The sequence below is a fragment of the Polyangium sp. 15x6 genome (assembly GCF_029960785.1).
In the GTDB taxonomy this organism is placed as follows: domain Bacteria; phylum Myxococcota_A; class Polyangia; order Polyangiales; family Polyangiaceae; genus Polyangium.
The window spans coordinates 76,119-96,036 of the sequence record NZ_JASBQE010000045.1; the positions used below are offsets into that span (position 1 = coordinate 76,119).

At 66.9% G+C, this 19,918-nt stretch carries 14 protein-coding genes; 5 read left to right on the forward strand and 9 right to left on the reverse strand.

Features of this window, described 5'->3' with window-relative positions:
- Window positions 1-497: 497 nt before the first annotated feature.
- Complete coding sequence (locus QHF83_RS29125) at window positions 498-2,543, reverse strand: G8 domain-containing protein (protein ID WP_282421240.1); 2,046 nt, start codon at window positions 2,541-2,543, stop codon at window positions 498-500.
- A complete protein-coding gene (locus tag QHF83_RS29130; protein ID WP_282421241.1) occupies window positions 2,540-4,303 on the reverse strand; it encodes a hypothetical protein in 1,764 nt (587 codons plus the stop codon). The genes QHF83_RS29125 and QHF83_RS29130 overlap by 4 nt, the downstream gene beginning before the upstream one ends.
- A gap of 222 nt (window positions 4,304-4,525) precedes the next feature.
- Here QHF83_RS29130 and QHF83_RS29135 point away from each other — a divergent pair, with 222 nt between their 5' ends.
- Window positions 4,526-4,915 (forward strand): hypothetical protein, encoded by a 390-nt coding sequence (locus QHF83_RS29135; RefSeq protein ID WP_282421242.1) that lies wholly within the window; start codon window positions 4,526-4,528, stop codon window positions 4,913-4,915.
- A 59-nt stretch (window positions 4,916-4,974) separates the two neighbouring features.
- Here the strand turns inward: QHF83_RS29135 and QHF83_RS29140 are convergent, their stop codons facing one another.
- Window positions 4,975-5,316 carry a helix-turn-helix domain-containing protein gene (locus QHF83_RS29140; protein WP_282421243.1) on the reverse strand — a complete coding sequence of 114 codons (342 nt, stop codon included), beginning with the start codon at window positions 5,314-5,316 and terminating at the stop codon, window positions 4,975-4,977.
- 689 nt (window positions 5,317-6,005) lie between these two features.
- Between QHF83_RS29140 and QHF83_RS29145 the strand changes: the two genes are divergently transcribed.
- Window positions 6,006-7,670: a serine/threonine-protein kinase gene (locus QHF83_RS29145; protein WP_282421244.1), complete on the forward strand. Its 1,665-nt coding sequence runs from the start codon at window positions 6,006-6,008 to the stop codon at window positions 7,668-7,670.
- 421 nt (window positions 7,671-8,091) lie between these two features.
- Entirely contained in the window at window positions 8,092-10,332 is a 2,241-nt protein-coding gene (locus QHF83_RS29150) for a PBP1A family penicillin-binding protein (RefSeq protein ID WP_282421245.1), read from the forward strand.
- A 7-nt stretch (window positions 10,333-10,339) separates the two neighbouring features.
- Here the strand turns inward: QHF83_RS29150 and QHF83_RS29155 are convergent, their stop codons facing one another.
- From QHF83_RS29155 to QHF83_RS29170, 4 genes are all read right to left on the reverse strand, one after another.
- Window positions 10,340-11,449 carry a serine/threonine-protein kinase gene (locus tag QHF83_RS29155; protein WP_282421252.1) on the reverse strand — a complete coding sequence of 370 codons (1,110 nt, stop codon included), beginning with the start codon at window positions 11,447-11,449 and terminating at the stop codon, window positions 10,340-10,342.
- A 403-nt stretch (window positions 11,450-11,852) separates the two neighbouring features.
- Window positions 11,853-13,331, reverse strand: a complete 1,479-nt coding sequence (locus QHF83_RS29160) for a serine/threonine-protein kinase (protein ID WP_282421246.1) — start codon at window positions 13,329-13,331, stop codon at window positions 11,853-11,855.
- A gap of 408 nt (window positions 13,332-13,739) precedes the next feature.
- Window positions 13,740-14,099: a cytochrome b5-like heme/steroid binding domain-containing protein gene (locus QHF83_RS29165; RefSeq protein ID WP_282421247.1), complete on the reverse strand. Its 360-nt coding sequence runs from the start codon at window positions 14,097-14,099 to the stop codon at window positions 13,740-13,742.
- A complete protein-coding gene (locus QHF83_RS29170; protein ID WP_282421248.1) occupies window positions 14,096-15,379 on the reverse strand; it encodes a ferric reductase-like transmembrane domain-containing protein in 1,284 nt (427 codons plus the stop codon). Before QHF83_RS29170 ends, QHF83_RS29165 begins: the two co-directional genes overlap by 4 nt.
- 167 nt (window positions 15,380-15,546) lie before the next feature.
- Here QHF83_RS29170 and QHF83_RS29175 point away from each other — a divergent pair, with 167 nt between their 5' ends.
- Window positions 15,547-15,918 carry a hypothetical protein gene (locus tag QHF83_RS29175; protein ID WP_282421254.1) on the forward strand — a complete coding sequence of 124 codons (372 nt, stop codon included), beginning with the start codon at window positions 15,547-15,549 and terminating at the stop codon, window positions 15,916-15,918.
- On the opposite strand, the gene QHF83_RS29180 is transcribed toward QHF83_RS29175, so the two are convergent.
- The gene (locus QHF83_RS29180) at window positions 15,825-16,589 is read right to left on the reverse strand and encodes a hypothetical protein (protein WP_348980477.1); all 765 of its coding nucleotides are present in this window, start codon (window positions 16,587-16,589) and stop codon (window positions 15,825-15,827) included. The two genes, QHF83_RS29175 and QHF83_RS29180, sit on opposite strands and share 94 nt — an antisense overlap.
- Before the next feature lie 63 nt (window positions 16,590-16,652).
- Between QHF83_RS29180 and QHF83_RS29185 the strand changes: the two genes are divergently transcribed.
- A complete protein-coding gene (locus QHF83_RS29185) occupies window positions 16,653-17,939 on the forward strand; it encodes an amino acid permease (protein ID WP_282421249.1) in 1,287 nt (428 codons plus the stop codon).
- Between the two features lie 714 nt (window positions 17,940-18,653).
- Here QHF83_RS29185 and QHF83_RS29190 read toward each other — a convergent pair.
- Window positions 18,654-19,918 (reverse strand): PAS domain-containing sensor histidine kinase (locus tag QHF83_RS29190; protein ID WP_282421250.1); only part of this gene is annotated, 1,265 nt, incomplete at its 5' end.

The following is a 19,918-nucleotide window of genomic DNA, read 5'->3' on the forward strand; positions in this document are numbered from 1 at the left end:
AGGGCGGTGCCGGCCCCCCAGAGCATCCAGTATGCCACAGCGTCCCTGTTGCGGATTTGGCCTGGTTCGCGGGGCGGCGTACGCCCCGGCGCGCCTCCCGCTGTGACGCGCGCATGACGGGTGTCATGCGCGTGTGACACGCGCGTGTAACGCACGCGATCCGGGACCGGTCGCCGGGTGGGGTGAGACCGTCTCCGGGACGGGTGAGACCGTCTCCGGGACGGGTGAGACTGTCTCTCGAGACAGGTGAGACTGTCTCGAGGGACAGACGAGACCGTCTCCCGGAGGGACGAGACCATCCTGCAAGAGGGTCGAGCGTGTCCTCGAGGTGTGATGAGAACCCTCTCCGAAAGGGACGAGGGTGTCTCCGAGGGCGGACGAGATGGTCCCGGAGAGCATCGACAGCAGGGAAGGGGAGGGACGAGAGCGCCCTCCGAGAGAGGCGAGAGCCTCTGGAAGAGGGATGACGCTGTCCTCGAACCGAGTGGACAGGCGGGTCAACGCGGCACGAGCCAGGCGTCGAACGGCTCGTAATACGAGCCGCCGGGGACCTGGTTGTCGGCGCGATGGAGGTCGAAGTCCGCGGGGAGCATGGCGTGGTCGGGGCTCGAGAAGCCGCGGATCTCCCAGACCGAGTGCTTGTTCGGGGCCTTTCCGAAATCGAACGGCTTCATGCCCGCCGCGAAGGAGACGTTCTCGAAGCGCAGCCAGTCACGGATGCAGTCGGGATCGTTCGGATCATCATCCTTGACCGCGTCGGGGCACGCCTCCTGGAACGTGCGGCTGATGCCGACCGGGCGCGTCCCCGTGAAGGTCAAGTTGCGGAAGGTCGCCGGGATCGTCTGCACGAAGACGTAGGACAGGATGGTGACGCTCTCGAGCGTGACGTCGACCATGCGCGGGCGATCGCTCATGGGGATGGCTTTGATCGCGATGCTGTCGAACCCGTTGTCGACGATCGTGACGTCGTCGAACTCGAACTGGTTGCCATAGGCGCCCCAGTGGATGCCGTAGCCCGCGTTCGACCAGAACTCGTTGTTCGTGTACGGGGCCTGGAGGCGCTCGTCGTCGTTGTGCCACACCATCGCGCCGTGCGCGCCGCTGTTATGGGTCACGTTGCCGGTGAAGGTAAAATCCTCCGGGCGCCCCGATCCCCCCTCGACCCAGCCGAACCCGGCGACGTCCGACCCACCGCTGTCCCAGCCGATACCGACGGCGACGCAGTCGCGGGCGCCCGATCCCTCGCCGCCGCTGTGCTCGAACCCGGCCAGGCGATGATCGATGCGCAGGCAGCCCCCTTCCTCGTCGCGCTTCGACGCGCCCACCCTCGCCGCGAGGACGTGATCGAAGACGATGCCGCGGGGCGCGTTCTCCGCCCGGTCCTCGCAGCGCGTCCCGCAGCCGTTCGTGTCGTAGAACATCGCGAACCCGGGGCCATACGTGTCGTAGCCGGCGACGTCCGAGACCTCGATGCCGTGGGACTTCTCGATCACGACGAAGCTCCGCTGCCCGCCCCAGATCGCGGCGTGGCGCACGAAGGACGGGTCGGACGCTTCCTTCTGCGCGCCAAAATAGAGGGCAGCCCGGCGCGGGGGTCCGCCGCATTTCTCAGGCCCGAGCCACCGGAGCTCGACGCTGTCGAGCTGCGCGATCCCCTGCTCGAGGACCATGATGTGCGCGTGGTTCGTGTCGTCCGCCGACCGGATGACGACATTTCGGGTCAGGTTCGCGGCCTCTCCCCGCCGCATGCAATCGCCACAGCCGTCGTGCGTGAAGCTCGGATCGGCCTCGAGGGTGACCTTGTTGCCCTCCACGGCCGCGACCTTCGCCTCATCGAATTGGCTCACCCAGGTCTCGCCCGCGCTGCGCGGCACCGTCGGCGTGAGCGTGACGTGGTCGCCCACCTGCCACCCCGACGCGTCGTCGACGGTGAAGGTCAGGTCCGCCGGGCCTGCTCCGTCGGTCAGCCGGCCCCAGGCGCGCTTTTCCTGCCCCGCGGCCAGCAGGCGACCGCTCCCCGCCACCCAGAGCCCGATGTCGCCGTCGATGATCTCGATCGGGGTCTCGACCGAGGTCCACCCGTCGTCGCCCGCCTCGACGGACGGCGTGCCCTGGTAGGCCTCGTCTTTCATGCCGGTGAAGATGATCTCGGCGGTGACGCCGGCCGGGATCCGCCCCTCCGGTGTCCCGTAGTCCACGGTCCCGGCGACGACGAGGTTACCGTGCAGGGTGAGGGTCGACGAGACCTCGCGCGAGGCCGAGAGCGTCCCTCCGGCCTCGACGCGGAGCGTGCGCGCTTCGGCCGCGCAATCGACGACGACCGTCATCCCGTCGGGGATGACGAGATCGGTCGTGGCATCCGGTGTCACGCCCCCCCACACCTTCGGGTCACAGAAGGAGCACGCGTCCCCCTCGCAGGCCGCCGAGACGCCCGGCGGATCCTGCTTCACGCCGGGGTCGTCGCCTCCACAGGAGGCGAGGGCGAACGGCACGACGAGCAGCGCGAGGGTGAGCCCTGTCCAAGCAAGACGACGTCCTCTCATGGCGAGTTCTCCTGGCAGGCGGTGAGGTCCGGCTCGATCTCGGCCGGCGCGACGGCGCGCAGGTCCTGACGCTGCGCGGCCGAGAACTCCCCGCAGACGCTCTGCCAGGCGTTCGCAAGGAGGGTGTGATGGTTGGGCGCGAGCGTGCCGCCCTCGGCGAGGAACGCGGCCTCACGCCGGAAGAAGCGGCGGAAGAGCGCCTCGCGCGTCGCCACGTCCACGTGGAGGAGGGGCACGGCGAGCAGGCGCACGGGCCCCTGCGCGGTGCCGAAGTCGTCCGCGAGGGCCCCGCGTGACTCTTCCCAGCTCCCGAGGAGGTGGAAGAAGGTCATGGTGGACGGCCCTTGCCCGGCGTCCTCCGCCGCCAGGAGGACGTCGCGCCAGTTGAGTGGTCGCTCGCCATTCGAAAAACCTCGCCCCGGGTTGACCGCGATCTGCGCGACCCACCACGAAAGCGCCTGCGCCATCGCATTCGGCACCGCTTCGGCGAGCGCGGCCTCGAAGAAGGCGAAGCCCACCTCGTAGGGGAAGGCTGGGCCGCCGTCGGGGAAGCCGTGGTCCGGGCCCTCGTAGCCGCCGTGCGCACGCTGCCAGGCCCACAGCTTCACCGCGGCGTAGCGGAGAAGCTCGATTCGCCCCTGATGGTCCCCCTCCTGGATGAGGAGCTCTTTGCCGATCTGGATCGCCGCCGACTGGAAGGCGAGCGCGTCGGCGAGTGTCCCCGGATCGGCGAGCGCGGCCTCGGTGCTGGCGAGGAGCCCGCCTCCGCGCGTGAACCAATCCGGATCGATCTTGCGCGGGAGCCAGCGCAGCCAGGACGGCACTTCGACCGGGCTCGGGAGCTCGGAGGTATCGAGCGAGGCGAGCGCATCCCAGGCAGGCTCGGCGGGGAGGCCGTCCGGGAAGAGGGCCGCGCCGAGCGCAGCGTCGTCGGCGAGGACCGCGCCATACCCGGCCCCCGCTTCGCCATGCATGCCGGGCCCGGGCTGAAACGGCGGATCATGGACGCGCCCCACGGGAGCGACCGGCAAGGAGCGGATATAACTCGCGATCGCTTTGGCCTCCTCGGGGGAGAACAGGTGGTGCTCGGCGCGCGCCTCGATGCTGTGGTTCGAGAAGGCGAAGACGGCGAGATCCGCGCCGTCGTCGGCGTGGCAGCGGGCGCAGGTCGGGCCGCCGTCGCGTGAGATGGTCGTGAAGTAGCTGCGCCCCCGCTCCACCGCCGCGGGATCGGCGAGGGGAGCGGTCCACGTGGCCGGGTCCTCCCACGGGAGATCGAGTTCGATCTGGTTCACCGGGTCGTCGGACGCACGGATTGCCAAGCCGAGGACGCGGAAGCCCGAGACGTCGGGGACCTGGCGGGCGTACCTGAAGGCAATTCGGTTTTCGCCCGTCTTCACCACGCCGGCGTCGAGGGGGATCGTGCCGCGCCCCGTACCGCCGAAGGGGCGGCGGATCCCCAGGCCCGACGCGCCGAGGTCGATCGGCGCCCCGCCGTTCACCACAACGAACGCCGCTTCACCTGCCACGACGTTGTCCGCGGTCACCTCGAGCGAAAGGGTTGGGCGCGCCGCCAGCGCGGCCGGCACGTCGAGGGTGACCGTGACCTCGGTCCCCGGCGGGCCGAGGATCTCGAGCGGGAATGCACGCGCTTCGGCCACGGGATCACCTTCGCCGGAGGGTTCGCCGCACCCGGCGCTCGCCATTGCGAGGCCTCCGAGCAGCGCGGTGCTCAGGGTGATCCTGGGGATCGAACGCATTGATGGATCTAATACGCTGCCGGTCGGGGCGTCAATCGTCATCCGTGCGCGATGCGCGCAAGATGCTCGGGCGGATGCAATAAAACTTCAATCCGCCGAGAATTCGGTTTCGACGCGTGGTATTACCGTCGCTCGCGAAAGCGGGAGCGGGGGCGGAAGTGGGCGGGACGCACGAGGGGCCCGGCGAAAGTCCGAATCCCCCTTTGAGGAGTACGACAAAGCATGACAACCGAGCCGCCGACCCTGGAAACCGAGCTCGTACTCGCGAGCGACGGTGGGATCTATGTTCAATTCGAGGAGGAGCCGCCCCTGGGCCGGCGCCTGTTCACCGGATACACGCTCACCGCCGACGAATGCGCGCAGCACGGCACGAAGGGCTTGCTCCGCTGGGCCTGCCTCCAGCTCCTCGCGCTCGGGAGCGATGGGTGCGTGTACGTCCAAGAGGGGGTGATCGACCCCCGAGGGAGCAAAGAGTTCAGGGGTTACGCCTTGACCTCCGAGCAAGCCGAACGCGTGGTCCAGGAGATCCACCGAACGGCGTTCAACGCCACCACGGCGGCATTAGCGAAGAGAAGGTCGACCCCGAGAAGGACGCGGCTGGAGCAGCCGTGATCGGCACTGGCTCCAAATGCGCGCCCCGATCACACGGCGCGACGTGAGCCAGGCAGAGGCTACCTCGGGGGCTCGTGCGTCGCGCGTGCTTCGAGTTCCTTACGAAGCTTGCGGCGTTCGCCCTTCGGCAGCTTGCGAGCCAGATCCGCGATACGATCCAGCTCATCATCTGCCGGGAAGGTGACGACGCACAGCGACGGCGCGCCGAGCGCGCGTGTGATGCGCTCGACGGTCTCGATGGTGATCGCCGCGAGACCTTGTTCGATACTCGACAAGTGTCCCTTGGACATCGCGCCAGCTTCGGCGAGATCCTGCAAGGACATCCCGCGCTCTTCGCGTAGTTCGCGAATACGAGCGCCAACTTTCAGGCAGAGTGGCTTGGGTTCAGTTCGTCGGGGCACAGCTCCTCCCTACTCGCGCATGCGGGTGTTCGAGGTCCGTACCCGGACTCCATGCCGAGACAAACTCTGTGGACAAACGGGGGCTCGAGGAGCGCGACGAATGCGGCATCGTGCCTGGAGGCAGAATCGGGTCGCCGCGCCGCAGTTCGCTGCGGATCGCGTCGTGCCAGTATCCTCGCAGCGCTCGCCAGGTGGCGGCGTCGATGTCACGCGCGGCGAGCGCGGCAAACACGTCGAGGAAAATCTGTCAAGAGGGAATCTTGCGGAGCTGGTGGCGTCGGCCATCGGGCGAGACGGGGGCCGGCGCGTGGCCATCGAGCCGAGCGAGCGTCGAGCGAGCGATGACGGGTCGGAGGGCACCTCGGAGACCACCGACATCACCCATCGTGTCGACGAAGGCCGGGGTCGCGGCAGCGTGCGAGGCGGTTCCGGTGGCTATGGAAATCTTGCAGGGACGATTGGTTGGCATACGACGGCGGAATGCAGATACGAGGCGCGGGTCGAGCGGCGAGCCGCTCGTGGGCGAGTTTGGCGAGCGTGTTGTTGGAGTGCAGGGGCCAAACCGAAGGACATCGCGGTCGCCGATGCTCTTGAGCCGTGTGGTCGTCTCTGTCACTGCCCCGACTGTTGTGGACATCGAACGCTCGACAGTCAACTGCCGGTGCATTTGGTGTTAGCATCCGGCCGGCATGGATGAGCACGAGCTAGAGCGCAGAGTCGGCACGGTCCTGTGCGGAAAGTGGACGCTCGAACGGCTGCTGGGTTCCGGCGGCATGGCGGCTGTTTACGTCGCCGTGCACAAGATCGGGCGGCGAGACGCCATTAAGATTCTCCACCCCGAGATCGCTCGCGTACCCGAGCTGCGCGCGCGGTTCGATCAGGAAGCGCGTGCCGTCAATCAATTCGTGCATCCTGGAGCTGTCGAGATCCGCGATGTCGACACGACCGAGGACGGTTGCCCGTTCCTCGTCATGGAGCTGCTCGAGGGTGAGTCGCTCGCCACGCGTGCCCGTCGCGGCCGGATGGATATATCCGAGATCCTGCGAATCATCGACGAGCTTTTGGACGTCCTCGCAGCGGCGCACGCGCATGGCATCGTCCACCGCGACATCAAACCGGACAACTTGTTCTGCCTGCGCGACGGGCGCCTGAAGGTGCTCGACTTCGGTGTTGCCCGCGTGCGACAGGCGGCCAACTCCGTTCACACGCGCACCGGAACGACGCTCGGCACGATCGCGTACATGCCCCCGGAGCAAATCGCAGGCAAAGACGTCGATGCGCGCGCCGATGTGTTCGCGGTCGGAGCGACGATGTTTCGGCTGATCACGAGGAGGCGCATCCACGAGGCGCACTCCGATTCCGAGCTTCTCATCAAGATGTCTTCGCTGCCGGCGCCGTCACTCGCGAGCGTCGCTCCGGAGACGCCCCAGGCCGTGTGCGCCATCGTCGATCGAGCGCTCGCGTTCGAGCGCGATAAGCGCTACCCGAGCGCGAGGGCGATGCTGCAGGACATACGCGCAGTCCGAGCCGGCCAACCGCTCGCCATCCCCCAGCAGGTCGTCATAGCCGCGGCCTCCAGCCATCCAGATGAGGCGATCGGCACTGACAAGACGGTGGCCGCTCCGCACGCAGCGGCGGCGGGGGCAGGACAGGGGCTCGTTCCTTCATCGGCCGCATCGGCGCGCGCTGGATCGGCGGTCGCTCCAGCGCGTGCGCCGTCCTCCACCGCGTCGGTCTTCACCCAGGCGACGCAGTGGACGGTGACCACGGTACGCGGACGAAGACTGCGATGGGCCGCGCTGGCGTTCCCGTTGCTCGGCGCAGGCGTGCTCGCCCTCGTGTATTACCGCGCGGTGCACGTCGATTCCGACGCGAGGCCTCCCGCGTCGAGCCGGGCGCTCGGGCCACTGGCCTCGTCGCCCACACGGAGCCCCGCGGGAACTCGCAGCACGGCTGCGGTTGTAGATCCCAGCCTCGCGAAGACGGGCGGCGACAAGCCTCGACTGCCGAGCCAGGCGCCCCGCGGCAGCGGGCAAGGGGCTGGCGCCCTGCCGCATACCAACTGCATGACGACCAACGCCTGTGACTACGTGTGCGACGACGCGTGCGAGGTCTCATGTAAAGACCCGCGCGGCTGCGAGATAGGAGCGCGCCGTGATGCGCTGGTAGACTGCACGGGATCGTTGACGTGCAAGGTCTCGTGCGAAGGGAATTGCGTGATCAACTGCATCGAGGGCACCCCATGCCTGGTGCACTGCACGCCGGGATCCCGATGCGTGTTCGGCGCGTGTCCGCAGCAAATCGAGACCTGTGCGGGCGATATCACCGTGTGCGGAGCCGAATGCCCTGAATGACCGTTCTGTCACGCTCGCGTGGTACTCTCACGATCTCCTGCGAGAGGGCAATTCGAGCGCGCACGATCGGCTCACGAACATGCGGGGAGTGTAAATGGCCACGAATCGGTTTGACAACCCTGACAAGGTCGCGTCGGGCGCGCGCTCGCCGCACGCCGTCCCTCCGACGATCCCCGACTGGTCGCCACCGCCCGCAGGAAATGCCGCAGGATCGTCGCCGGCCTCGCCCCCTGCGCAGCCGCCCGCACCTGTCGAGCGGCCAGCTCGAGCGCGATTGTTCGCGCGGCTCGGTGATCGAATCGCCTCCGCGCTACGGATTTCCGCGAGGGCGCTTGGCCAAGCGAGCACGGCTCGCCGAGCGCCGGATCAAGCCCACGAGCGCAGGCGAAAGGTGCCTTGGAAACGACGCTTGCGGCGGTGGATGTGGCGCATCGCTACGGCCGCTTCGATATTGCTGGGCCTCGGTTTTCTTTCGTTTGCGGCCCTCATTTGGTACTACGGCCAAGGCCTGCCAGAGACCTCGGAGCTCAAGAACTACCGTCCGCCGCAGGTCACGCGCATCCTCGCGCGTGACGGGACACCGCTCGCGGAGCTCTTCACCGTGCGACGCACGGTCGTCCCGATCTCGGTGGTGCCAAAGAGCATGAAGTCCGCTGTCTTGGCTGCGGAAGACGCAAGCTTCTACTCGCACGAGGGGCTGAACTACTTCGGCATCCTGCGGGCACTTTTGGTGAACGTGTGGTCCGGGCGAACGCGCCAGGGCGGCAGCACGATCACCCAGCAAGTCGTCAAGAATGTGCTCCTCACGAACGAGCGCACCTTCGCGCGCAAGATCCGTGAGCTCATCCTCGCGCGCCGAATCGAACAGGAGCTCACGAAGGATGAGATCCTCGAGCTTTACCTCAATCACATCTATTTCGGGCACGGTCGCTACGGCATTGAAGAAGCAGCGCGGTACTACTTCGGCAAGAGCGTTCGAGACGTGCAGCTCGCCGAAGCCGCCACGCTCGCGGGCCTGGTCAAGGGGCCAAGCGTCTACTCTCCGCGCGTCGACCTTGCCAAGGCCGAGGAGCGGCAGCGCTACGTACTCCGGCAGATGGGCGACAAAGGATTCGCGCCGCTCGCCGACGTGGAAGCCGCCGCTCGCCAGAAAATCACCCTCGCCCCCCTGCCGGAAAACAATGCGGAGCTGGCGCCCGAGGTCGTGGCCGAGGTCGAGCGCGAGCTCGGCGCCGTGGTCGGCCCGCAGGCCGACGTCGGTGGCTACACGGTGACGACCACGATCGATCCAAAGCTGCAGACAGCGGCGAGGGCGGCGGTGCGCAATAACCTCGACGCGTACGCCGCACGCCGCGGGCTCGTCGCTCCGCTCAAGCGTCGCAAGGACGATCCGGCTCCCTTCAAGGGAACCCCCACGCCGGGCAGTAGTCGCGTCTACAACGGCGTGGTCACGAAGGCCGACGACGGACGCGGCACGCTCACCGTGAGCGTCGGTACGGCCGAAGGCATCGTGAAGTTGGACAAAGCGACGCGCTATCATCCTCGCAACCTGCCCCCTAGCCAGTTTGCCGAGGTCGGCAAGGTCGTGCGCGTCACCTTTGCCAACGGCGACCCGCAGAGCGGACGGCTGGAGCTCGCGCTTGGGCCCCAGGCTGCGCTCGTCGCCCTCGACGTCCGTACGGCCGAAGTGCTCGCCGTCGTCGGCGGCTATGACGCCGTGCGCGGCGCCCTCGATCGGACGAGGTCGGCGCATCGGCAGCCTGCCTCGACGTTCAAGCCGATCGTTTACAGCTACGGGATCCACACGCGCGCATTCACCGCGGCGTCGATTCTCGAGACCGATCCGGCCGCTCTCGGAGGGAAATACCGACCCGCCAACTACGACGAGAGCGACGGACAGTCTCCGCGTCGGCTGCGCGAGGCGCTTGCCACGAGCGTCAACGTCGCCGCGGTGTGGACGCTCGACAAGCTCGGGCCGGCCAAGGTCGCGGCGTGGGCGCAATCCCTGGGCATCACCTCGAAGCTCGGCGCGGATCTGTCGCTGGCGCTCGGAGCTTACGAGGTTACGCCGTTCGAGATGGTCGCCGCGTACAATACGTTCGCCGCTGGCGGTACGTACCGTGAGCCGGTGCTCATTCGGAGCATCACCGGCCCGGACGGCAAGCCGCTGCCGCTGCCCGACGCAACGCCTCCACGCCGCGTGATGGATGAAGCCGAGGCCTACATCATGACGAGCCTCTTGCGTTCGGTCGTCGAGTCGGGGACAGCCAAGCGCGCGCGCACCATGACGATACCCGTCGCGGGCAAGACGGGCACCTCGAATGCCGCGAAAGACACCTGGTTCGTGGGTTACTCGCCGGCTATCGCGTGCGCCGTCTGGACGGGTTACGACGACGCCTCTCCGCTCGGCGCCGGCGAGACGGGCGGCACGACGTCGCTGCCGGCCTTCATCGCGTTCATGCAGGAGGCACACAAGACGACACCGCGTACCGACTTCGCCGCGCCGCCGGTCGGGCTCGTGCGCGTGCCCATCGATCCGCAGACCGGTCAACTCGCGGGTGTCGGGGGCATCGAGGAGGTGTTCCTTGCGGGCACCGAACCGACGGAGCCCACGGAGCTGCCGTCGAGCAACGAGCCTGCTCCCTCGCTGTGGCCTTTTTGAGTCTCGGTCAGCTTTGCAGGATGGCGATCAAGAGCGCGATGCTGAGCAAGAGCAATACGACGATGGTCGCAATGAGCCACGGCCGCATTGCCGGCGAGGTCCACCGGGACGCGAGCGATGTCGCGCTCGTCTGGTGCCCCGGAGCACCGAGGTGCATCGAAACGGTCGGCTCGATCTGCCTCGGCGCGCCCTCCATCGCCGCAATGGCCCCGTCGATGGCCGCGATCACGTTGGTCGCTGTCGGATAGCGTTGGGTTGGGTCTCGCTGGACGAGCCGCATCACGATCGCCTCTACTTCGGGGCGGATACCTGCTCCCGGAGCACGCTGGCGGAGCGGGGGCGCATCCTCGAGGAGCCGCTGCCGGAAGGAAGATTGGCCGTCGCTCGCGTCGAACGGACTTCGCCCGGACAGCATTTCGTACAAAATGATTCCAAGCGCATACAGATCTGCGCGAGCATCGACGGCCTCCATGCCGCGCACGGCCTCCGGCGCGAGATAACTGAGCGTGCCGAGGACTTGGTCGGCAGCGGTGAGGTCCTGGCCTTTGCGCGCGGCCTCGCGGCTTTCGGTGGAAAGGAGCTCGACGTTCACCTTGGCGAGGCCGAAATCGATGAGCTTGACCTGATCACGGGCGTCGAGAAGGATGTTCTGCGGCTTCACATCGCGGTGCACGATCGCCTTCGCGTGCACCGCCTCCAGAGCAGACGCGATCTGCCTCGCGATGTGGAGCGCGCGTCGCGCGGGGAGCGGCGCCGAGGCGATCACGTCCTGGAGCGGGGTGCCCTCGACATACTCGAGGACGAGAAAATGCGACCGATCCGGGAGCTGACCGAAGTCGCTCGCCGAGACCACGTTCGGATGCTGGATATGCGCCCCCGCGATCGCCTCGCGCTCGAACCGCGCCACGATCTGGGGAAGGTTCCGGGCGCTCGGCTGGAGGACTTTGATCGCGACCTGCTTGCGGAGGTGCACCTGCTCGCCGCGGTACACGGCTCCCATGCCGCCCTCCCCGAGAAGCTCGTGGACGCGGTACCTCTCCGAGATCAAGCTCCCGATCAGCGCTGGCGCTTTGTTGTCCGAGCGCACCAACGTGGGTGCGTCATTGTCCGAACGCACCAACGTGGGTGCGTCGTCCGTCCACCGTGCCGTCGTCTTTTCTTCCCCAAGCGCCGAGCTCGAGAGCTCAACGACGGATGCGTCGCGTCGGTTCCCGAGCATCGGCACCGTGACGTCATCGTCGGTGCTCGAGCGCCCCTTGGGTGGGGTTATCCCTGCCATGCCGAGGAGTGTACACGGACAAAGGTGCGGAGAGCGGAGGAACCGCACCGTCGTCCGAGTGGACATCCTGCTCGATCCACCCACGACACGGAAAGCCCTGTAGTTCCGTGATGTTCGTGGAGTTGGTCCCGTACACCGACATCAGCCTACAAGGATGACCCCAGTGCATCGGGCCGTAGGCTCGCTGGGCGCCGCCCGCCTCGCCGGAGCCCAAAGCCCCGCCCCGAAGGTCGACACGAAGCTATTCCCATTGAAACTCGGAGGGGTGGTAGGCTTTGAGGCCGTCAACCGGGATGGGCCCTTCGGGAGTGCCGCTGCACACTTTGACGCCCTCGTCATTCGTGCGCACTGGATATGCATTCTTCAATTTCGACGTGACGCAAAACGGATATTTGCCGTCTTTGAGGAGGAGGCGATACTTGCCATTTGGGGCGGGCCGGCGCGTCGATGAGGGCCCAGCGGTCGAGGATGGCGTGCTGGTATTGGAAGACGCGGCCATCGTGCCGCTCGCCTTGTCCTCTCGAGACGTGTCATCGTCCGCGCTCTCACGAGTGTCTTCGGCGGAGTCCCCCGAACGAACAACGAAGAAGACAGCGGCGAGGCATACAACGAGGACGACAGAGCCAATCACTGCAATCATCAAGAACCGAGAATTCGAGCCTGCTTCTGCGCTGGTTGCAGCAGATTGAGGCCGTCCGGACGTGGCCATGGGTGCCTGCATCGCTTGGTCGGGAGCAGGAGTGACCATGGGTGCCTGCATCGCTTCGTCGGGAGCAGGAGCAGCCATCGTCGGCCCATCGACACTGATTGCGGACGACACGTCGGCTCGGATCGACACCGGGACTGGCGCGTGAGGGGTAGCCTTGGCGCCCAGAACTCGCTCGATGTCTTCACGCATGGCGCGGGCCGTTGGATAGCGGCGCGATAGATCGAAAGCGAGCGCGCGATCGACGATGGCGCAAACCTCTGGGCTGACAGAGGGGGCAACGGTGCGCAGGGCCGGCGCAGGCAGCGTCGCCATTTTGATGAGGAGCTCGCTTTCCATGGAGCCCTCGTGCACATGGCGTTTTGCTAGGATTCGAAACATCGTTGCGCCAACGGCGAAGACATCGGCCCGACCATCGATTTCGCGACCAGCGATTTGTTCGGGCGACATGTAAGGTATCGTCCCGAGCATCGAACCGACGCGTGTACGAACGGAGCCGCCCTGTTTCATTCGAGCAATCCCGAAGTCGAGGACTTTGACGCCGCCCGAAGAGGTCAAAAACAGATTATCAGGTTTGATGTCTCGATGAACGATGCCGAGCCCGTGCGCGACATCGAGCACTTCGAGCACGGTCGAGACGATGCGGAGCAGCTCGCGCTCCTCGATGCCGCCGGAGCGCTGAGCGCGCTTGCCGAGCGATTCACCATCGAGCAACTCCATCACCAAGAACGGCGAGCCATCTTCGCTCGTGTCAATGTCGAGGACATTGACGGCTGCGGGGTGACCGAGCTGGTTTACTGCAAGCGCCTCTTGCTCGAACCTGGCTCGATGCTCCTTGGAGACCGCGATTTCCGGATGGAGGATTTTGATTGCGCAGCGCCGGCCGATCCTGTGCGTCGCCTCGTAAACCGCAGCCATCCCGCCGACGCCGATGAGCGAATCGATGCGCCATTTGCCCCGGAGGACCGTTCCGATTCGTGCTGTATACTGTTTCAGCGCGGGATCATCACTCATTGAGGTTCAGTCTCTCCAATGTATACCGGATGCGAGGACAGGTGAAACATCCCCCGAGCCGCGCGGCGCGGCTCGACGGTACCATGAGACGTTCTGCACCGCAATGGAACTTGCCCGCGGCGAGTAGCCCTGTCTTCGGATCGTGGACGAGCGGCATCGTGCCGCTCACGGCGCCGGCCTTGACGGGCTTCCATGTAGGGGGAAGGCCGGATGCTTGGCCCCCTTGGCGTTCTCCGCCTCCGCCCCACGCCTTCGCTTCCCCTCGCCTGGTCGCCCGCAGCGTGGCGCGGAAGGCAAAGCGCCGCGCCGTTGCCCTGAAGCCGGAAAGCGTTCCTCGGCAAATTCTGGTTTGCGTCGAGGCAACGAACGGCTGCATCGTTGACCTTTCGCCAAACGCATCGGCCCAACTCAATCCCGCACCTCGCCGACGAGGTAGGTCTCGAGGAGCTGCCAGGCCTGCGGGGAATGGGATCGCCCGCGTTCCTTGGTCTCGAAGGCCATCGTGCTCTCCTTGCCGCAATGGTCGGTGATCGTCCGTGGGGGCGCGGGATGCGCGGAGATGTAATCGGACACGTCGTACACCTTGCCGCGGATCACGAGCCAGCAATCTTCGGGTCGGTCGTGGTGTGCGACCTCGGCGCGGCTCAGGAGCCGCGCTTCTCGGGGCGCAGCGGGGTTACGGAATCTCTGTACGGCGAGGCTCACGAGCGTGCCCCACGCGAGTACGAAGGCGAGCACGGCGACGACGACGACGCGCCGGGAGTTCATCGCGCCATGCCCTCCTCGGCATGGATGCGGGACGCTGGCACCCCGTGCGCGCGTAGAGCTCGACGGAGAGCATCGATCATGGCCGGCGGACCGGCGAGCATGAACTCTTTCCCTTCGAGCGAGCCCACGCGTGATTCGATGGCGGAGATCGTCGGCAGTCCGTCGGTGTCCTCGTAGATCGTGTGAATACGCATGTTGGAACGATCCCGGGCGAACGCCCGCAGATCCTCCAGGTAGAGCGCCGCGCCTTCGTTCGCGGCGCAGTACACGATGTCGATCGACGGCTCGTCGGCGGCGATGATCGAGGCACGGCCCAGGAACGGCGTCACGCCGATACCTCCGCCGATCCAGACCTGCGGGCGACTCTGCGTTTTCGGGGGAAACAGCCCGCCGAAGGGCCCCTGGACGACGGCCTCCGTGCCGACCGTGACATCCTGGACGTGCCGCGTACAGAAGCCCAGCGCTTTGACGGAGACGCGGAGACGTGGATCGTCGGGATGACCAGTCAGGGTATAAGGATGGGACTCACCGCACGCTCGATAGTCGGGAGAGTCACGCATAGCGAGGTACACGAACTGACCCGCCTCGAAGCGAAGCGCCTTGTCGAGGGGTTCGAGCACGAGATCCACGACCTTCGGTCCTCGGCGCCGCACGCTCGTGATCCGGTAGCGGAGGCCTCGCCAGGGCGGATCTTCCGCGAGGAGGCGATGCGCGAAGCCGAGGACCCCCAGAGTGACGAGCCCGAGCGCGAGCCCGGCAGCCACCGAGCCGCGGTAGGCCGTGACCAGGTGCCAGACCATGGCGCCGTACGAAAGCCCCATGGCCCGGTGCCATCGACGCCAGCGACGAAACGGCATGCGTTGCGCGACGGTCACGACGAAAAAGAAGAGGAACAGGAGCAACGCAAGCCAGCCCGAAAACACGACCTTGGACGACGGATCGGGCCAGAGGAGGCGGAGCGCCGCGGCCGGCTCGACTCGAAGGGCGCCGAGCGCAAGCGCGAGCGGGTGGACGAGGAGCAGCAAAAACCCCGCGACCCCGAGCGCGTGATGGGCCTGGTAGACGTGCCCGAGCCCTCGGAATGCCCGATCGAGCCAGGTCAGGCGCAGCATGAGCAGCATCGAGACCGCGAACAGGCCGGCAGCGGCAAACCCCGTGAACCGAGCAAATCCGTGCCAGGTGAGCGCGTCCGCGCCCGCGGAACACGCCCACGTGAGCGTGGGCGTCACCGCGAGGGCGGTGGCGACGAGCAGGGGGAGGCGGGCCGGAAGTGTCAGCACGAGCTCGTCTTTTGCCTTTTGCAAGCATGGGACCACACTGGATACGACGTGTTTGCGAGCAGGAATGGGAGGCGACCGACCAGAATCAGGGAAGCGCGGCATGTGGACTGCATGAGAGCCTATTCGCGGCGCATCCCCATCGAGCGCCGCTCGCACAGGAGGTCACCGTGGTAGGCATTCGCCCGACCCCGATCAGGGACGTCGCGCCCTCTGCCCCCGCGGCGAGGGGGAGCAAGCTCCTCTGGTTCGCTTTTGTCGTCCTCGGCCTTCCGGCATGCGCGGATGCCTCGTCCGCGCCGGTGCCGGCGACGTTCCAGGAAGGTATTGGTCCCCTCGCCAAGGAGCGCTGCGACGGGTGCCACGAGCGAATGCCGGGCGGAGCGATGAGCGTCTATCGCAACGCAAGAGCCCACGTCACGCCCGGCGATCCCGACGCCAGCCCCTATTACACCGTCCCGATGGGCCGGGGCCACCCGGTCTCGTGGGGCGACTCCGCGTCGGTGGTGCGTGCGTGGATCGAAGCGGGAGCGCCCGAATGATCGAGCGGTACCGCCACCACCGCTGCTACCGCCGCCTTTGTTCCCGACATCCACGATGAGCGTGACGGGCTCGAAATCCCGAGCAGTCTGGTCCGGCGCGGCTGCGTCATCCGAACGGCACACGCGCCTCGGCTCGGCAGTGACGAGGAACCAGGGGTGGGGAAACGGGGCGCTGCCGGCACTTTCGTCAGATAAATGCCAGCAAACCCCTCGTCCTCGGCCCTGTCGACGACCGCGGGGATGTGGAGTTCGTAGATCCCGCCGCCAAGGAAGCTCAGGTGGCTCCGGGTCGATGCGTTCCTTCCCGCGAGCTCCCGGAGGTCCTTGCCGAGCGCCCATTCGTTGTGGGGAGCAGGCAGGCGAAGCTCCCTGTCGAGGCGCACTTCCTGGGGAATGGAGGAGAAGAGGTCCGCGATGCTCGTGAGCCCGAGGGCCTCCAGCATGGCCTTCCGGTCGGCCTCCCGGTGGACGTTGTAGCCACAGACGAGCGGCTCGGGATGTCTCTCCATCGTGACGAGCTCCAGAGGGTGACGCGCCCCCGCGCGAAGCTTGGGTGGGCCTTCCGTGAACCGCAAGATCGGCAGCGGGGGGCCCTTGCCGGGCTCGCTTTTCACGGCGGGAGCGAACGTTCGACGGCGACGGTGACGAGGCGAGCGCGCCGCGCAGGCCATGGGCGGGGTGCCGTTCGCCGGCGCGGCGATTATGAGAATGGCATCGATGAGGAGGTGGCATCGATGCCATCGCAACCGTCCCTCCGCAGGGCCCTCGGCCTCGCCGAAGTCACGTTCGCCGGCGTGGGCATCATCCTGGGAGCAGGCATTTATGCGCTGCTCGGGGACGCCGCGGGCCTCGCCGGCAACGCGGTCTGGATGGCCTTCGTGATCTCCGCGCTCATGGCGGCCTTCACGGGCTTTTCCTATGCGGAGCTCTCATCCATGTTCCCCTCCGCGGGCGCCGAGCATGAATACGTCTCCCACGCCATGGGCAGGCGGATCGCGTTCGTGATCGGCTGGCTGAGCATCATCTCGGCGATCCTCGCGGCGACCACCGTGTCGCTCGGCTTCGCTGGTTACTTGTCGGTGCTCACCGGCGTCGCCGTCACTCCAGCCGCGCTCGGCCTCCTCGTGCTCCTCGGTCTCCTGCTCTTTTGCGGGATCAAAGAGACGTCGTGGTTCAACATCGTGGCCACCTTCATCGAGACCGGGGGCGTCGTTCTTCTCCTCGCCCTCGGCCTGCCCCACCTCGGGGAGGTGGACTACCTCGAGGCGCCGAAAGGCCTGGCGGGCGTCTTCCAGGCATCTTCCCTCGTCTTCTTCGCGTACGTCGGCTTCGAAGGGCTGGTGAAGCTCGCCGAGGAGACCAGGAGGCCGGAGAAGACGATACCGAGGGGGCTCATGCTCTCTCTCGGGATCACCATCGTCCTTTACGTGCTCGTCTCCATCAGCGCGGTGTCCGTGGTGGGATGGCGAGCGCTCTCCGCATCGCAGGCGCCCTTCGCGGACGTCGCCCGCCACGCGCTCGGGCGCGACGTGTTCATCGTGGTCTCGGTGATTGCCCTCTTCGCGACCACGAATACCGCGCTGATGTTCCTGCTCGCCGCCTCGCGGATCATCTATGGAATGGCGGCCGCGGGGGCCCTCCCTGCCGTCCTCTCGGGCGTTCACCGCCGGAAGCAGACCCCCTGGGCCGCCATCGCCCTGGTGACGGCGGCGTCCGCTCTGTTCCTCTCGGTCGGGGATATCGCCTTCATAGCCAATGCCACCAATTTCACCGTTTTTCTGATCTTCATCGCCGTCAACGCCACCGTCATCATCCTGAGATTCAAGGACCCTGCCAGGAGGAGGCCTTTCCGCATCCGGCTCTCGGTCGGGCGGATACCGCTCCTGCCCATCGCGGGGATCCTCTTCTGCGTGTTCTTGAGCGCTCAGATCCCGCCGGGCGTCCTGCTGCTCGGACTCGTGCTCACCGCGATCGGAGCGCTCTCGAGCCTGGGGATGAATGTCCGAAGGGCGGGGACATGACGCGCAACGGGACACGCATGCGTTCGATTTCGCTCGTCCTTACCGGCCGCTGATGCCGTCGCTCGGGCCACCCGACAACGCCTGCGGAGTAGGTCGTCGATGAAGCCAGTCTGCCGGCTCGATGCATCAGGCGCATGACGCAGCAATGTGTCGTGCAGGGTCGCAGACAAGGGAAGCCCTAACGGCGACGCCGGTCATAGTGCCCTCGCAGATACCGCGGGATCCCGGTGGTGTGGTGCCGCGGCAGAATCCGGAGCCGCTTCCCGCATCCGCAAGCGCACACGTGCCGCCCCATCGCGTTCTCCGCTTCCGCCCACGCTGAACACACGTCCGGCTGATGCCACCGGATGAACCGCGGGATCCCGACACAGTGATGCCACGGCTTGACCTTGATTCGGCCGCCGCACCCGCAAGCACACACGTGCACCTTCGCGTTCTCGGCCTTCGCCCACGCCTTCGCCGCCCCGGCCGGCGTCGGTCGCGTAGGCAGCCGCACGGTTCTTTCCAACACGAGGGGCGGTGTCGCCGTTTGGTGAAAGGTTAACATTGCCGAAGCGATGGGAAGCTTTCGCCTGAAGAACAATGCGTAGGCATGAATGAGGTGGCCGACATCGGCGGCGGCCAGACCGTGACGGTGTGCGGGGATCAGACGCTCGCTGTCGGCGGCCATCGATATCGCGGTCCATCACCCACGAAGCCGCTCGAGGCAAAGCGCTACGACGACAAATCCCCCGCGTGCTCGGTCGAGAGCGGCAGCTCGACGCAGAAGGTCGAGCCCCGGCCGACCTCGCTCGACAAGCGAATTCGGCCGCCGTGCGCCTCGACGATGGTGCGGGTGATGTAGAGACCGAGCCCGAGCCCCCCGTAATGCTTCGACGAAACGCCGCGGCGAAATCGTTCGAAGAGCTGCGCCTGCACTTCGGCCGGGATCCCGATCCCGCGGTCCGTCACCGCGAGCCGCGCGATCCGATCTTCCCGGGTGATGGCGATATCGATCGGCTGGCGCTCCCCGAACTTGATCGCATTGGTGAGGAGGTTGGTCACGACCTGCTCCAGGCGGTGCGGGTCCCACTGGCCGATGACCGGCTGCTCCGCGCGCACGGCGAGCGCGCTGCCTGATTGCGCGATCTGATCGCCGAGATGGGCGACGACCTCGTCGACGAGCGCGCGCAGCTCGACGGGCGCAGTGTGCAGCTCGAGCCTCCCCGCCTGGATCCGGGAGACGTCGAGGAGCATATCGACGAGGTCGCCGAGGCGCTTGACCTGGCGGCCAGAAAGGGCGACCGCGGATCGCACGCGCTCGACATCCATGCCCCGCGCGAGCCTTTGCCCCAGCGATTGAATGGCGAGCTGCAGGCTGGTGAGCGGGGTGCGGAGCTCGTGCGAGGCGATGGAAAGGAAATCGTCCCGCAGGTGCACGGCCTCCTCCGCTGCCGTGCGCGCGCGCCGCTCGTCCAGGAGCAGCTGATCGCGCTGCTGCTCGGCGCGCACGCGCGCGGTGATGTCCCGGAAGCTCCAGACCCGCCCGACCACGCGCCCGCCGAGCCGCTGGGGCTGCGAATAACGCTCGAAGATGCGCCCATCCGCGAACGGGATGACATCGAAGCTCGACTGCTCGGGCGAGGCATAGAGAGCGCGGATCCTTTGCAGGAACGCCTCGGGATCGAGGAGCTGGTCGCAGACGAACCTACGGAACGTGTCGTCCGACCCGGTGGAGAGGATCTCGTCCGGGATGCGCCACATCGCCGCGAACCTGTGATTCTGACGCAGGACGCGCTGCTCGGCGTCGACGACGAGGATGCCGTCCGTCGTCGATTCGAGCGTGGCCTCGAGGAGCGAGTAGGAATGGCGCAGCACCTCCTCGGCGCGCCGTCGCTCCGCGTTCTCCTGCTGCAGATCCGCATAGAGGCGCGCATTCTCGATGGAGTTGGCCGCCTGGGCCGAAAGGAGCCGGATCACCTCGACGCGATCGGGGGTGA